The organism is Streptomyces sp. NPDC001135, from assembly GCF_053598395.1.
In genome coordinates this window covers 137,632-151,040 of record NZ_JBSFKD010000013.1, presented here as the reverse complement: position 1 = coordinate 151,040, position 13,409 = coordinate 137,632, and the positions used below count along the sequence as shown (strand labels likewise).

Below are 13,409 nucleotides of genomic sequence, written 5' to 3'. Positions count from 1 at the left end.
CCCCCGGCGGTCGTCTCCCGTGAGCCTTGGCCGCAAGGCGTCGGGCCTGGTAGGCATGGCTTGTGCGATTCGAGAGTGTTCCCATGCCGGCGGCGGTCGAGGCCCGACCCCGTGACGCTCGTGGGTATCCGGTGCCGGCGATCACTCCCTGGGAAGGGGAGGAGCCCCAGTTCGCGCTGACCGACTACGAGCGCAGCGCCGTGTGCGCGCGGAAGCGTCTGTGCTCGGTGTGCAACCAGGGCATGCCGCAGGGGCCGGTGTGGCGTGTGGTGGGCGCGGCGGAGAGCGCGGCGATCGGGGAGGCGCTGGCCGCCGGGCGGCCCTACCGCAATCTCGCGCCGACCCTCGAAGGGCCGGGGCACCGGGCGTGCATGCTGTACGCCTCCATGGTGTGCCCCTATCTGGCCCGGCCCAACGCCCGGCGCGGCATGTCGGCGGCGGAGCCCGACGACATGACCTCTCATGTGGTGCGGGGCACCGTCCGGGGTGCCATGGGGGCGGTGGTGGGGTTCGCCGAGTACGAGTACGCCGTCACCGGCAGCCGGGTGCTCTTCCGGTTCCTCGACGTCGTTGAGTTCCTGCCGCACGACACGTCCGACGCGCACCTGGACGAACTGCGGGCCGAGCTCGCCCGGATGGCGAAGTGACCGGCACCTCGCGCCCCGGACGGGCCCGGCCCGTTCCGTGGACCTGGGTCAGGGGCGGTACGCCGCCAGACCGACCGTCGAGGTGACCTTGGTCGGGTGACCCGAGCCGTCGGCCGGCAGAGTCACCGTGCCGGACGGGGTGCGCACCGCGAGGGTCTTGCCGTCGGGCGACCAGGCCGGCTCGGTGTAGTCGGTCGTGGCGTGCGGCGTGAGGTCCTTGATGTGGTTGCCGTGCGTGAAGTCCTCGACCAGCACGTGGTCGTGGCCGGCGACCGAGCGCACGAAGACGACCTCCTCCTCGTTCGGGGACAGGTCCGGCTGGGAGCCCTTGGTGAGCTTGCTGCCCTGCTGGCGGAGGTAGTCGTCCCGGATGTAGACGTCGCCGGTGTGGTCGTTGGCGTACACCGAGGTGCCGTAGTGGCCTGCCGCGTTCGGCCAGACGTTGCCGGTCTGCGGAAGCGCACCGTCCGGACCGGGCTCGCCGTACAGGGACAGCGTCTTGGGCGTGCCGTGGACCGCCTTGGCGGAGATGACCTTCAGCCGGGAGACGTTGTTCGCGCGCGCCGCGAAGATGAGGTTGTCCTTGGCGGGGATGTTGTTCTGGGTGTCCTTCGCGGTCACCTGCCACGTCGGGTGCGACCAGTTCTGGTTCCCGGGGTTCTTCGCGACGACGACGCGCCCGCTGCCGTCGGGGTTGGCGATGTCCAGGTTGCCGGAGCCGTCGACGAAGGCGGCCTTGGCGCCGTCCGGGGACCAGGCGAGGTCCCGGACGGGTACCCCGAAGTTCACCTTGTGGCCGCCGATCAGCACGTACTTGGTGCCGTTGCTGACGGTCAGGGTGCCGTGCGAGGCGCTGGTGGCGGCCGAGGCGGCGCCCGAGGCGCCCAGCAGCGCCGAGCCGGTGACGGCCGCGGCCACGGCGATGGCGGCGGCCATGGTGCGGGTACGGGTGGTCATGGCGGGATTCCCCCAGGGAACGTCGACAGGTCAGGTCGTTGGATGCAGCTGTGGCAGAGCCGCTCCGGCGTCGTCCTGGTCGCTGAAGGCCACGCGACCGCCTGCCGCTCTGTTCGACGACGAGCCTGACAGGCCATGATTCTCGAATCGTCCGTTCAGCGTCACAGGGGCGTAACACCGTGAGGACCGGTACCGCTGGTGAGCGCGGAGGGTCCAGGGACTAGGGTCCCCCTGACCGCGCAGACCATGCGCGTGAACCTCCTTCTGACCAAAGGACTTTGATGAGACGAAGATCCCTCACCGGTACGGCCGCGGCGTTCCTGTCCGCCGCGGGTCTGGCCGCGGCACTGCTGGGCGCCGCCCCGGCCGGCGCCGTCACCGGCCAGCCGGTGATCACCCTGGACGCCCCGGAGCCGGTCGCCCTGCCGGCGGCGCCCGCCACCGCGGACGTGCACCTGGAGTTCCAGACCAAGGCGAAGAACCTCCAGGCGGACGACGTCACCCTGACCGTGGACGCCCGGGGCCTGTCGAAGATCGCCAAGGTGACGTTCTCGGGCAACTGCACGGTCAAGGCCCTGGTGGCGACCTGCTCGGAGTCGCTCGAGTCCGACTCCTCTCCCACCACGCACATGGGCGCCATGACCGGGCTGACCCTGACCCCGCTCAAGGGGGCCGCGCTCGGTGCGGCGGGCACGTACGAGGTCACCGGGCGGTCCGCGCACGCGCAGATCGTGGGCGGCACCGGCAAGGTCGAGGTGGGCGGCCCCTCCTTCGGCCTCGACAGGCTCACCGACCACACCGACCTGAAGGTCGGCAGCACGGTGTCCGAACCGGTCCGGTTCAGCAACGTGGGCAACCGACCCGCCAGGGGCGTCCAGACCGCCCTGGCCGCCTCACCCGGCCTCGACTTCGCCGACCACTACGCCAACTGCAAGTACGGGTCCAACGGCACCATCCGCTTCGCGGAGTGCTATCCCAAGGGCGCGATCGGCATCGGAGAGACGGCGGCCCTGGCCGCACCGGTGCGGCTGCGCGTGAACTCGACGGCGCTGTACACCTACCTCGACACCCGCACCGCGCCCCTCGGCCAGCCGGGCTGGCCGGAGGGGCAGGGCATCAAGTGGACCTGGGGCAAGGGCGCCACACTGAAACTCAAGGTGATCAAGGCGGGCCGGTGGTCCTCGGCTCCGGCGGGCTCCGTCTCCCTGCCGCAGACGGGCGAGGTCACCGACTACTGGATCGCTTCCCTCAAGGCCCGCAACACCGCCGACTTCGGTGTCACCGGCGCGAGTGCCCGGGCCGGGCGGGGCAAGAACGCGACCTTCGCCTTCCACCTGTCCGCGAACGGCCCGGCGACGCTGTACGACCGCAGCGGCGGTGAAGGAGTGCCCTCCGTCTGGGTGACGCTCCCGACCGGTACCACCGCGGTCGGCCACTCGGCCAACTGTGCTCCGTGGCAGGAGAACAATCCGACGGCCGAGGCGCACGGCCCGTACGTCTGCGGCCCGTCGGGCCTCGTCCTGCCCAAGGGGACGGTCACCGGCTTCACCCTGACCCTCCGGGTCGACAAAGTGGTCACCCGTGCCAAGGGAGGCGTCCAGGTGGTCTGGGGCCCGGATCCGTCCCACTCCCGCCGGCCGGCGTTCGACCCGAACAGCCGCGACGACTCCGCGGCCCTCACGCTGAACTGAGCCGCGACGGCCACGGCGCGCACACGGCGGGGGTCGCCAGCTCGGGCGACCCCCGCCGCCGCACCGACGACTTCTTCCGGCCTCGGTGGTCCCACCGTCGTCGACCATGCGGACAGGCCGTTCGGTCACGCCGATCCCGGGGCCTGGGCCGGTGCCATCGCGAGCCGGCCCATGCGCACCGACCCCGGGGGCAGCCGGGGCCTCGACGACTACTTCACGCGGGACTACGCCCGCAGCATCGGCGCCGAGATCACGGACCGCAACAAGTTCGGTTCCCGGCGTGGCCTCTGGCAGGACCGCGGGTGGCAGGGCTGGTGGGGCGCCGAGCCCCCGTTCCACACCCCGGTGTTCGTCATGACCCACCACGAACGTCCTTCGTTCACGCTCGCCGACACCACCTTCCACTTCGTCGACGGCGACCCGGGCACGGTCCTCGAACAGGCACGGGAGGCGGCACAGGGCAAGGACGTGCGACTCGGGGGGCGGGGCCACCACCATCCGCGAGTTCCTCGACGCCGGCCTGGTCGACACCCTGCACCTGGCGGTCTCACCGGTGAGGCTCGGAGCCGGGGCACGCCTGCGGGAGTCCCCCGACGAGCTGCTCGACCGCTTCCACCTCGATGCCGTCCCCAGCCCGAGCGGCGTCACGCACCACCTGTTCTGGCGCACGTGGCGCGAGGGTCTCCGGCCGCACGGTACCTCCGCGGCGCCGTGGCCGGTCCGTGGGTACCGTGACGCGAGCCGATGTCCCACCGGAAGGTGACCTGCCGATGCCGCAGCCCGCCACAGCCACCCCCTCAGGCGAACCCCGCGACCCGGTTCTCGCCGAGGTCGTCCGCTCCGGATTCGTCGAAGGGCGGCACCGGGGGAGTGTGGTGCTGCTCGCCGCCGACGGCTCGGTGGAGTCGGCCGTCGGTGACGTGACGTCCCCCGTCTTCCCGCGTTCCGCCAACAAGCCGATGCAGGCGGCGGGCGTGCTGCGGGCCGGTCTCGACCTCGCGGGAGAGCGGCTGGCCCTGGCGGCCGCGAGCCACTCGGGCGAGCCCTTCCACCGCGACCTGGTGCGAGCGATGCTCGACGAGCACGGGCTGACCCCGGACCACCTGCAGTGCCCGCCCGCCCTCCCGCTGGACCAGGTGGAGCAGGAGGCCCACCTGGCAGCGGGCGGCCGGCGCGACCGCGTGGCCATGAACTGCTCCGGCAAACACACGGCGATGCTGGCCGCCGCCGCGCTCCGGGGCTGGCCGCTGGAGTCCTACCGTGACCCGGACCATCCGCTGCAACTGCTCATCCGCACGGTCGTGGAGGAGGCGGCCGGCGAGCCGGTGGCCGCCGTCGGCGTGGACGGCTGCGGGGCGCCCCTGATGGCGATCAGCCTGACCGGGCTCGCCCGCTCCTTGCGCTCGTACGTCCTCGCCGCGCCCGGAACGCCCGAACGGCGGGTCGCCGACGCCATGCGCGCCCACCCCGAGTACGTCGCCGGCACCCGCCGCCACGACACCTGGCTCATGAGGGAGATACCCGGCGTGCTGTCGAAGGCGGGCGCGGAAGCCGTCCAGGCTCTGGCACTGCCCGACGGCCGCTCCCTGGCCCTCAAGATTGACGACGGCGGCGTCCGGGCCCTCGGCCCGGTCCTCGCCCGCGCGTTGCGTCTCATGGGCGTGACGGAACCGGTCATTGACCGCGTCGGGCGTACGCCGGTGCTGGGTGGGGGACGCGAGGTGGGAGAGGTGCGGGCGGTGTTCTGAGAACACCACTATGCGGCATTCGTCCGGCAGTCGCAGCTGATGCGCCATCAACTCCCTTTCAAATTGCGGGATTTACCGTCTATTGGCATGGCGAACGGCTGTTGTCTGCCGTTCCCTGACCGTTCAACTGGGAATCCCTGTGAGTGTTGTGTGCTCTCCCTAGCCTCCTTGAGGTTGCGGAAAGAAGGGGTTCATGAACGACTCACTCCTCGCGGTCCGGGCTCGCGGGATCACCAAGTGTTTCGGTGACGTCGTCGCACTCGACGGCATCGATCTGGATGTGGCGCAGGGGCAGATCCACGGCCTGGTCGGACCGAACGGTGCCGGCAAGACGACACTCCTCGGGCTCCTGCTCGGCCTGGCCGTGGCCGACACCGGCCACCTGGAGATCCTCGGGACGCCGGTGGGCCGGACGTTCACCGCTCCCGACGGTGTCGCCGGGTTCGTGGACGGGCCGGGCCTGTACCCTTCGCTCACCGCCCGGCAGAATCTCGCCGCGCTGGCCGCTCTGCGCGGCCAGGACGCGCGGACGGCGGGCATCGACGACGTGCTCGGCCGGGTCGGGCTGACCGATGTCGCCGACGACCGGGTCCGCGGCTTCTCCCTGGGCATGCGCCAACGGCTCGGTCTGGGCGCCGCGTTGCTCACCAAGCCGCGGGTCCTCGTGCTCGACGAGCCGTCCAACGGCCTCGACCCGGCCGGCAAGAAACACGTGCACGGTGTGCTGAGCGGGCTCGCGGCGGAAGGCACGGGCGTCGTGCTGTCGAGTCACCGCATGGACGACCTCGAGGCACTGTGCTCCGAGGTCACCATCCTCGCCACCGGACGGGTCGTCTTCTCGGGTCCCCTGGGCAAGCTGGCCGCCGAGAACCGTGAACTCGACTACCGCCTGGTCACCTCCGACCCGCGGGCAGCCCGCCGACTGGCCGCCGAGACGCCCGGGATCCAGGTGGCCGACGGCACGGGAAGGCGCCAGGGGGGCGACGCGCTCGTCGTACGCGCGCTCGTGCCCGACCTCGACGGACTGGTGGCACGGCTCGTGCAGTCGGGCGTCGCCCTGCGCGAACTCGCCCCCGTGGTCTCCCCCCTCGAGGCCGCCTTCCTGGCCCTGACCGAGCAACAGGACGCCACGGCCCAGCCGCAGACCCGGCCACGGGAGGCCGGCCGATGACCGCGACCACAACCCCCACCGCCGTGGCCCCCCGCCCCGCCGCCGGTGCCGGCCGTGTCTCGGTGGCCCGCGGCTACCGCTTCGAACTGGTCAAGCTCGTCTCGCAATGGCGGATCCGGCTGCTGGTGCTCGCCTGCTGGATCGCACCGGCGCTCTTCGTCGCCGGAGTGAGTCAGCAGAGCACCCTCCCCTCCGACACGCTCTTCGGCCGCTGGATGCTCGCCACGGGGTGGGCCGGGCCCCTGGTGATCCTCGGTTTCTCGGGCACCTGGGCGCTCCCGCTGCTGACCTCCGTGGTCGCCGGTGACGTGTTCGCCTCGGAGGACCGGCTGGGCACCTGGCGTCACCTGCTGGTGGCGGTCCGCTCGCCGCGTCGGATCTTCGCCGCGAAGGCGCTGGCGAGCCTCACCGTGATCCTGCTGCTGGTGCTCGGGCTGGCCGCTTCCAGTACGGTCGGCGGACTCGCGGCGGTCGGCAACCGGCCACTGGTCGGCCTCGACGGCCACCTGCTGACCCCGGGGGACGCCGCCGGCAAGGTGCTGCTCGCCTGGGCCTGCGTCCTCGCCCCCACCCTGGCCCTCGCCGGGATCGGCCTCCTCGGGTCCGTCGTCCTGGGACGGTCCCCGATGGGACTGCTGCTGCCGGCGGTCGTCGCCCTCGTGCTGCAGCTCGCCCAGATGCTGCCCCTGCCCGTCGCCGTACGACTCGCCCTGCCCAGCTGGGCGTTCATCGCCTGGAACGGTCTGTTCACCAGCCCCGCACAGCTCGGCCCGCTCCTGACCGGCATCGGTGTCAGCCTGGTGTGGGCCGTGACCGCCACTGCGCTGGCCCATTTCCTCTTCCTGCGGCGGGACTTCACCAACCTGACCGACGACGGCTCGGGGCGCCGCGCGGTCACCGCCGGGCTTCTGCCGCTCGCCGGGCTGGTCGCCGCGACGGTCGCCGTGGTGGCGGCGGCGACCGGGGCCACGGGCTCCGGGATCTCGCAGGACAAGGTGCAACGCTCGCTCGCCACGGAGTTCGCCCACCTCTATCGCATGCAGACCGGGCAGCTCAACCGCCCTGCCGTCACCGAAGCGCAGCTGAAGGCCACGGCGGCGTGCGACAAGGGCAGCGTCAGGGTCGCCGCCGAGGGACCCGGCAACGACTGGCGTTGCGTCGTCTCCTGGCACCTGCCCGGCGTCGAGGCCACCGGGACGGCCGTGTACCAGCTCGACGTCACCTCGGACGGGCGGTTCGTGGCCGACGGCGACGGACCGAAGGAAGTGAACGGCTACTTCCTGGTGCGGACCCCCACCGGGGACGCACCGAACCCGCTTTGGCAGTTCGACGGCAACGTCGGACTTCTTCGCACCTCGAAGGGATGACTTCATGCAGGTAACCCGCAACCGCCGCCGCGCCGGGAAGACGGTTCCCGGTAGACGGACGGGCCGTCGGAGCACCCTCACGGCCGGCGCCACCGCGGTCGTCCTCGCCGTCACCGCCGGCATCGGTTACGCCCAGACGTGCCAGTTCGGCACCGACCAGGTCGGCCAGGTGACCGATCACGGCCAGGTCATCTCCAGCGACCAGTACATCGCCCCGTACGGCGACCGCCTCGTCCTCAACAACGGCAAGATCATGTCGTCCTCGGTCAGCCCGGACGGCACCCACCTCGCCGCCGCGGTCACCGACGGCGGCAGCGCACTGGCCGTCGTCGACGTGCAGAACTGGAAGGTGCAGCAGGTCGTCGGCACCGCCGCGTCGTCGACCCCGCGCCTCAGCAGCAACTCCGTGGGCCAGGAAGGCCCGACGTACTCGCCCGACGGCAAGCAGCTGTGGCTGGGCCAGACCGACGGCTACACCAGGTTCACGGTCAACCCGGACGGCACGGTCGCCAACCCGACGCCGGTCAAGATCCCGGCGGACGGAGCCAAGCGCGCGCTGGTCGGTCAGGCCGTGTTCTCGCCCGACGGCTCCACCGTGTACTCCGCGGTCAACGGCCAGAACCGGGTGGTCGCCATCGACGCGGCGACCGGAGCCGTCAAGCAGAGCTGGCCCGTGGGCAACGCTCCGCGCGACATGGTCCTGGCCGGCGGCAAACTCTACGTCAGCAACGAGGGCGGACGCCCGGCCCGTTCCGACGACACGACCATGAACTCGTACGGAACACAGGTGCCGGCCGACCCGGAGACCGGTGCCACCACCACCGGCACGGTCAGCGTCATCGACCTGGCGAACCCGACCGCGGACCCCGCGAGCATCGACGTCGGTCTGCACCCGACCGCCCTGTACGCCAGGGGCAGGGCCCTGTTCGTCACCAACACGGCCAGCAACGACGTGTCGGTCATCGACACCGCCCGGGACAAGGTCGTACAGACCATCTCGACCCAGCCGTGGCCCGAGGCGTCGGTGGGCTACGAGCCCAACGCGGTGACGCTCACCGACGACGGTCGTCTGCTGGTGACGCTCGGCCGCGCCAACGCGGTCGCCGTCTACCGTTACAGGAGCCCGCTGGAGCCGGTCGGTCTCGTCGGTCTGCTCCCGACGGACTACTTCCCGGCGGAGATCACGACCGTCGGCGACCAGGTGCTGGTCTCCAACACCCGTGGTATCGACGCCCGCCGCCCGAACAACCCCGCCGGGCACGGCACCCACGACACGACGTCGAGCGTGCAGCAGTTCACGCTGCCGGACGACAGCGTCATCAGGTCCGAGACGGTCAAGGTCTTCCGGCAGAACGGCTGGACCCCCGGCTCGGTCGAGCTGGCCAAGGGCAAGGGCCACGCCCGCCCGATACCGGTCCCGGCACGGCTCGGCGACCCCTCGACGATCAAGCACGTCTTCCTGATCGTCAAGGAGAACCGGACCTACGACCAGGTCTACGGTGACATGCCCGAGGGCAACGGCGACCCGTCGGTGACGCAGTTCGGCGAGAACGTGACGCCGAACCAGCACGCGCTGGCCAGGCAGTTCGGCCTGTACGACAACACGTACGACATCGGCACGAACTCCGCCGAGGGCCACAACTGGCTGATGCAGGCCGACGACCCGGAGTACACCGAGTCCTCGGCCGGTGAGTACCAGCGCAGCTACGACACCGAGAACGACGCCCTCGGCCACCAGAAGTCCGGCTTCATCTGGACCGGTGCGCAGGCGGCCGGGAAGACGGTGCGGGACTTCGGCGAGTTCCAGTCGATCGAGAGCAAGCCGGCCGACGCGACCTGGCAGAACCTGTACTGCGACGCCAAGGACATGGACGCGACCGGTCGGACGACCGCCTACCCCATTCAGACGGGCTCGGCGATCCCCTCGCTCAACGCCGTGTCCGCGCCCGGTTTCCCGATGTTCGACCTCGACGTCCCCGACATCTACAAGTACGAGATCTGGAAGCAGGACTTCGAGAAGAACGGACCGGCGAACCTGAACATGTTCTGGTTCTCCAACGACCACACCGGTGGCCCGGCGAGCCCGGCGGCCCAGGTGGCGGACAACGACCTCGCGGTCGGCAGGATGGTCGACGAGATCTCCCACAGCCCGTACTGGAAGGACTCGGCGATCTTCGTCGCCGAGGACGACTCCCAGGCCGGCCTCGACCACGTCGACGGCCATCGTGCCCCGATCCAGATCATCAGCCCCTGGGCCCGGCACGGCACCGTCGACCACCACTACTACTCCCAGATCACGCTGATCCGGACCATCGAGCAGATCCTCGGGATCCACCCGATGAACCAGAAGGACAGCGCGGCCACCCCCATGACCCGCGCCTTCACCTGGCGCCCGGACTTCACGCCGTTCACCGCGCTGCCCAACCGGACCTCGCTGACCGACGGCCTGAAGACCCCGCCCACCTGCGGCGTGGACACCCCCGCGCCGCAGAACCCGAGCGCGGCGGCCGTGCCGTCGGCCAAGGTCCCGGCGGACAAGCAGAGGCTCGCTGCCGAGTGGGACGCCTGGAAGGCGAAGCAGCGCCTGACCGGCCCCCACGCCATACCCGACTTCGCCAACCCCGCGCAGATGAACCACTTGACGTGGTACCAGACGCACAACTGGGCCAAGCCGTACCCCGGTGAGAAGAAGATCTACGCCCCGAACGACGTGCCGGGTGCGTACCTTCCGTCGCCGGAGTCCGACGGCTGACCCACGCCCGCCCCCCTCGAGGTCCCCTGGCCGGCCGCACCGCCTGCCAGGGGGCCCGCTGTCCGCCCGGCCACGGTGAGTCCCGAAAGGGAACCTACTATGGGTGCATGAGGATGCGAGACGCCGACGAGACCTGCGGCATCGCCCAGGCCGCCCTGGTCCTGGGGGACTGGTGGAACGTGCTGGTGCTGCGGGAAGTCGCTCGCGGGCACGTCCGTTTCGACGCGCTCGCCGCGGAGATCGGCCTGTCCCGCAAGGTCCTCACCGAGCGGCTCGGCCGGCTCGTCGCCCAGGGCGTCCTGCACCGGAGCATCTACCAGCGCCGGCCGGAGCGCTACGAGTACCTGCTCACGGACGCCGGAGTCGCGCTGTTGCCGCTGCTCGTCGCCATGCAGGACTGGGGTGACCGCTGGGTGCTGGGCGACGGCAGCGTCACCGGGACGGCCGCGGAGGACAGCGCCGAACACGCCCGAGTGCACGCCCTGCCCGGCACCCGCGTACCCGAGGGACTCCGGCTGCCGGGCGCGCGGGGCGCCGTCCTGCCCCTGGTCGCCCCGGACGCGGCCGCGACCGTGCTCTTCACCTACCCCGGCACGGGAGTCGAGTGGTCCGAGGCGATCCCCGGCGCCGCAGGCTGCACACTGGAGAACCGGCTCTTCCGGGACGCCTGGCCGAAGTTCCGGCGGTCGGGCGTGGAGGTGCGCGGCATCAGCACCCAACTCCCTTACGAACAGGCCGACTTCGCGCGAACCGAGGGGCTGCCGTACGACCTCCTCTCCGACGCCCGGAACCAGCTGGCCGCCGCTTTGCGGCTGCCGACGTTCCGTGGCGCGGGACGACTGCGGCACAAACGGCTGATCCTCATCGTCGACGCCGAGCGCGTCGTGCGGCACGCGCTCTTCCCGGTCGTCGACATCCCGCACGCGGTGACCCAGACCCTGCGCCTGGCCGCGGACTGCGCCCGACCTGCGACCTGAGCCCCCTCGGGGTCGCACCGGGGCCGGCTCCGAGAGTGGCTGTGTCCTCCTGGACGTGGTGCGTGCCCGGCGCAGGCCCGCGCGCCGCTCGGCCGGTACGCCCCGCTCTCAGCCGAACAGACTCCGCACCCTGAGGGTTTCGACGCGCCGCCAAGTGCCGTCCGGCAGCAGCAGACACTCGCCGTCCGCGCCGCGGGCCCTGACACGGACGGAGCCGACGACCGGCTGTGCGGCCGATCGCCGCGCTTTCGTGCCCGACGGCAGACGGGCACCGCAGCGGGCGCGCCCGGCACGGGGGTCGACGCGGCTGCGCTTGTTCCTGTTCCGCCTGTTCATCGTCCCGCCATTGTCCCTCCTCGACACGGAGACGGCCGCTTCCGGCGTCACTGGACCGGGTACCCGGTCCAGCGGGGTCGAACGGCACCACCGCGCCCCCCCCCGGGCCGCCGACCGCGCCCGGGGCCCGGCTCAGCGCTCCGAGTGCCCCGCTGAGCCCTGGGGCTCCAGATGGGAGGCGAGGACCGCCGCCTGCACCCGGCGCTGGACACCCAGCTTGGACAGCAGCCGTGAGATGTGGTTCTTGACGGTCTTCTCCGACAGGTACAGCCTCTTGCCGATCTCGCGGTTGGTCAGGCCGTCACCGATCAGGGCGAGGATGTCCCGTTCCCGGGGCGACAGGCCGGCCAGCTCCGGCGGCACCGAGGAAGCCCCGGCCGGGTCGGCCCGCAGGGAGCGCATGAGGCGCGCCGTGGTCGCGGGGTCCAGCATCGACTGCCCCGAGGCGACGGTGCGGACCGCCGAGACCAGGTCGGAACCCTTGATCTGCTTCAGGACGTATCCGGAGGCTCCGGCCATGATCGCGTCCAGCAGGGCTTCCTCGTCGTCGAACGAGGTCAGCATCAGGCACGCCAGTTCCGGCATGCTGTCGCGCAGTTCCCGGCAGACCGTGATGCCGTCACCGTCGGGCAGGCGGACGTCGAGCACGGCGACGTGCGGACGCAGCGCGGGGCCCCGGGTGAGTGCGTGCTCGGCGGTGTCGGCGTCGCCCACCACGCGGATGTCCGGTTCGGCGTCGAGCAGGTCGGTCAGCCCACGTCGCACGACCTCGTGATCATCCAGCAGGAACACGCGGATCGGGTCCTGCTCGCTGAAGGTGCGTGGCTCGGTCATCGGGACCTCTCGTTCCCCGGGGGCGGACAGACTGCGGACTGTCCATGCGGCCGATCATCACGTGTCGGCCGCCTCCGCACCAGGGGCCGACCGGCCCCAGTCACTCCACGGTCGCCGCGCGCCAGGTCGAACCGCACGTCCACCACCCCCTCGACGGCCCGCACCAGGCGCGCGGCCACCGGGACGAGAGAGGTGTCGCGCAGGCGGCCCGTCAGCGTGGCGACGCCGTCGTGGACCTCCACCTGGACGGCCGAGGCCGGCGGCGGGAAGAGGTACGACACGAGCTCCCGCCGGACCTCCTCGGCGATGTCCTCGTCGTCGCGCAGGAAGACCTTGAGCAGGTCGGCGCGGCTGACGACGCCCGCCAGCAGATCCGCCTCGTCCACCACCGGCAGTCTCTTGACCCCCGCGTGTGCCATGGCGCGCGCGGCCTCGGCGAGGGTGGCGCCGGCCCGGACGGTGACGGCCGGGGAGGACATGAGGTCTCCCGCGGTGAGCGCGCCGGCCTTCACGACGTCGACCGGCCGACGCGGCCGGAGGTCGCCCGTGACGGGGTCGTCCCGGAGTTCCTCCTTGGGCAGCAGGTCGGCCTCGGAGACCACGCCGACCACCCGCCCCTCGCCCTCGATCACCGGCAGGGCGCTGACCCGCCAGTCCTGCATCAGCTGCACGATCTGCTTGAAGGGAGCCCGCGGGCCGATGGCGGCGACCGTCTGGGTCATGACATCGCTGACGAGGCGCGGGGTGCCGTACATGATGACTCCGAGAGGTCGGCGTCGGTCCTGCCACGACCAGCCTGTGCCGGTGCGGAAGCCGTGGCCAGGGGCCACCCGGCCCATGGATCCCGGACACCAGGGCCGGTCGGCCCGGCCCAGGGACCTGCGGCCCCTGACCCCGCGACGGCGGCGTCAGCACGCTGGTATCGGATC

The 13,409-nt window shown here is 71.6% G+C and carries 10 protein-coding genes and 1 pseudogene; 8 read left to right on the top strand and 3 right to left on the bottom strand.

All coding sequences use genetic code 11. The annotated features are described in order from the left end of the window. Positions 1–131 precede the first annotated feature (131 nt). Positions 132–647, top strand: coding sequence for a hypothetical protein (locus ACWC94_RS18290; RefSeq protein WP_450797627.1), 516 nt, complete (start codon positions 132–134; stop codon positions 645–647). Between the two features lie 48 nt (positions 648–695). Here ACWC94_RS18290 and ACWC94_RS18285 read toward each other — a convergent pair whose 3' ends face one another. Further along, positions 696–1,604 (bottom strand): hypothetical protein, encoded by a 909-nt coding sequence (locus ACWC94_RS18285; protein WP_450797626.1) that lies wholly within the window; start codon positions 1,602–1,604, stop codon positions 696–698. A gap of 281 nt (positions 1,605–1,885) precedes the next feature. Between ACWC94_RS18285 and ACWC94_RS18280 the strand changes: the two genes are divergently transcribed. From ACWC94_RS18280 to ACWC94_RS18250, 7 genes and pseudogenes are all read left to right on the top strand, one after another. Continuing rightward, positions 1,886–3,295, top strand: a complete 1,410-nt coding sequence (locus ACWC94_RS18280; RefSeq protein ID WP_450797624.1) for a hypothetical protein — start codon at positions 1,886–1,888, stop codon at positions 3,293–3,295. Between the two features lie 111 nt (positions 3,296–3,406). Beyond that, positions 3,407–3,962: pseudogene (locus ACWC94_RS18275) on the top strand (dihydrofolate reductase family protein); the annotation flags it as partial. 103 nt (positions 3,963–4,065) lie between these two features. Beyond that, positions 4,066–5,043, top strand: coding sequence for an asparaginase (locus ACWC94_RS18270; protein WP_450797623.1), 978 nt, complete (start codon positions 4,066–4,068; stop codon positions 5,041–5,043). A 193-nt stretch (positions 5,044–5,236) separates the two neighbouring features. Further along, on the top strand, positions 5,237–6,214 hold the full coding sequence (locus ACWC94_RS18265; RefSeq protein ID WP_450797622.1) for an ABC transporter ATP-binding protein: 978 nt from the start codon (positions 5,237–5,239) through the stop codon (positions 6,212–6,214). Next, positions 6,211–7,581: an ABC transporter permease gene (locus ACWC94_RS18260; protein ID WP_450797621.1), complete on the top strand. Its 1,371-nt coding sequence runs from the start codon at positions 6,211–6,213 to the stop codon at positions 7,579–7,581. Before ACWC94_RS18265 ends, ACWC94_RS18260 begins: the two co-directional genes overlap by 4 nt. Before the next feature lie 4 nt (positions 7,582–7,585). After that, positions 7,586–10,333, top strand: coding sequence for an alkaline phosphatase family protein (locus ACWC94_RS18255; RefSeq protein ID WP_450797620.1), 2,748 nt, complete (start codon positions 7,586–7,588; stop codon positions 10,331–10,333). A 107-nt stretch (positions 10,334–10,440) separates the two neighbouring features. Then, complete coding sequence (locus tag ACWC94_RS18250; protein WP_450797619.1) at positions 10,441–11,310, top strand: winged helix-turn-helix transcriptional regulator; 870 nt, start codon at positions 10,441–10,443, stop codon at positions 11,308–11,310. A gap of 468 nt (positions 11,311–11,778) precedes the next feature. Here the strand turns inward: ACWC94_RS18250 and ACWC94_RS18245 are convergent, their stop codons facing one another. Next, a complete protein-coding gene (locus ACWC94_RS18245) occupies positions 11,779–12,480 on the bottom strand; it encodes a response regulator (protein WP_450797618.1) in 702 nt (233 codons plus the stop codon). Then, a complete protein-coding gene (locus ACWC94_RS18240) occupies positions 12,477–13,235 on the bottom strand; it encodes a CBS domain-containing protein (protein WP_450797617.1) in 759 nt (252 codons plus the stop codon). Before ACWC94_RS18240 ends, ACWC94_RS18245 begins: the two co-directional genes overlap by 4 nt. Positions 13,236–13,409 lie beyond the last annotated feature (174 nt).

What these genes read in the sequence shown, in the direction of transcription:
- ACWC94_RS18285 (WP_450797626.1), bottom strand. Translation starts at nt 1,604, where the DNA reads ATGACCACCCGTACCCGCACCATGGCCGCCGCCATCGCCGTGGCCGCG.
- ACWC94_RS18280 (WP_450797624.1), top strand. Translation starts at nt 1,886, where the DNA reads ATGAGACGAAGATCCCTCACCGGTACGGCCGCGGCGTTCCTGTCCGCC.
- ACWC94_RS18270 (WP_450797623.1), top strand. Translation starts at nt 4,066, where the DNA reads ATGCCGCAGCCCGCCACAGCCACCCCCTCAGGCGAACCCCGCGACCCG.
- ACWC94_RS18265 (WP_450797622.1), top strand. Translation starts at nt 5,237, where the DNA reads ATGAACGACTCACTCCTCGCGGTCCGGGCTCGCGGGATCACCAAGTGT.
- ACWC94_RS18260 (WP_450797621.1), top strand. Translation starts at nt 6,211, where the DNA reads ATGACCGCGACCACAACCCCCACCGCCGTGGCCCCCCGCCCCGCCGCC.
- ACWC94_RS18255 (WP_450797620.1), top strand. Translation starts at nt 7,586, where the DNA reads ATGCAGGTAACCCGCAACCGCCGCCGCGCCGGGAAGACGGTTCCCGGT.
- ACWC94_RS18250 (WP_450797619.1), top strand. Translation starts at nt 10,441, where the DNA reads ATGAGGATGCGAGACGCCGACGAGACCTGCGGCATCGCCCAGGCCGCC.
- ACWC94_RS18245 (WP_450797618.1), bottom strand. Translation starts at nt 12,480, where the DNA reads ATGACCGAGCCACGCACCTTCAGCGAGCAGGACCCGATCCGCGTGTTC.
- ACWC94_RS18240 (WP_450797617.1), bottom strand. Translation starts at nt 13,235, where the DNA reads ATGTACGGCACCCCGCGCCTCGTCAGCGATGTCATGACCCAGACGGTC.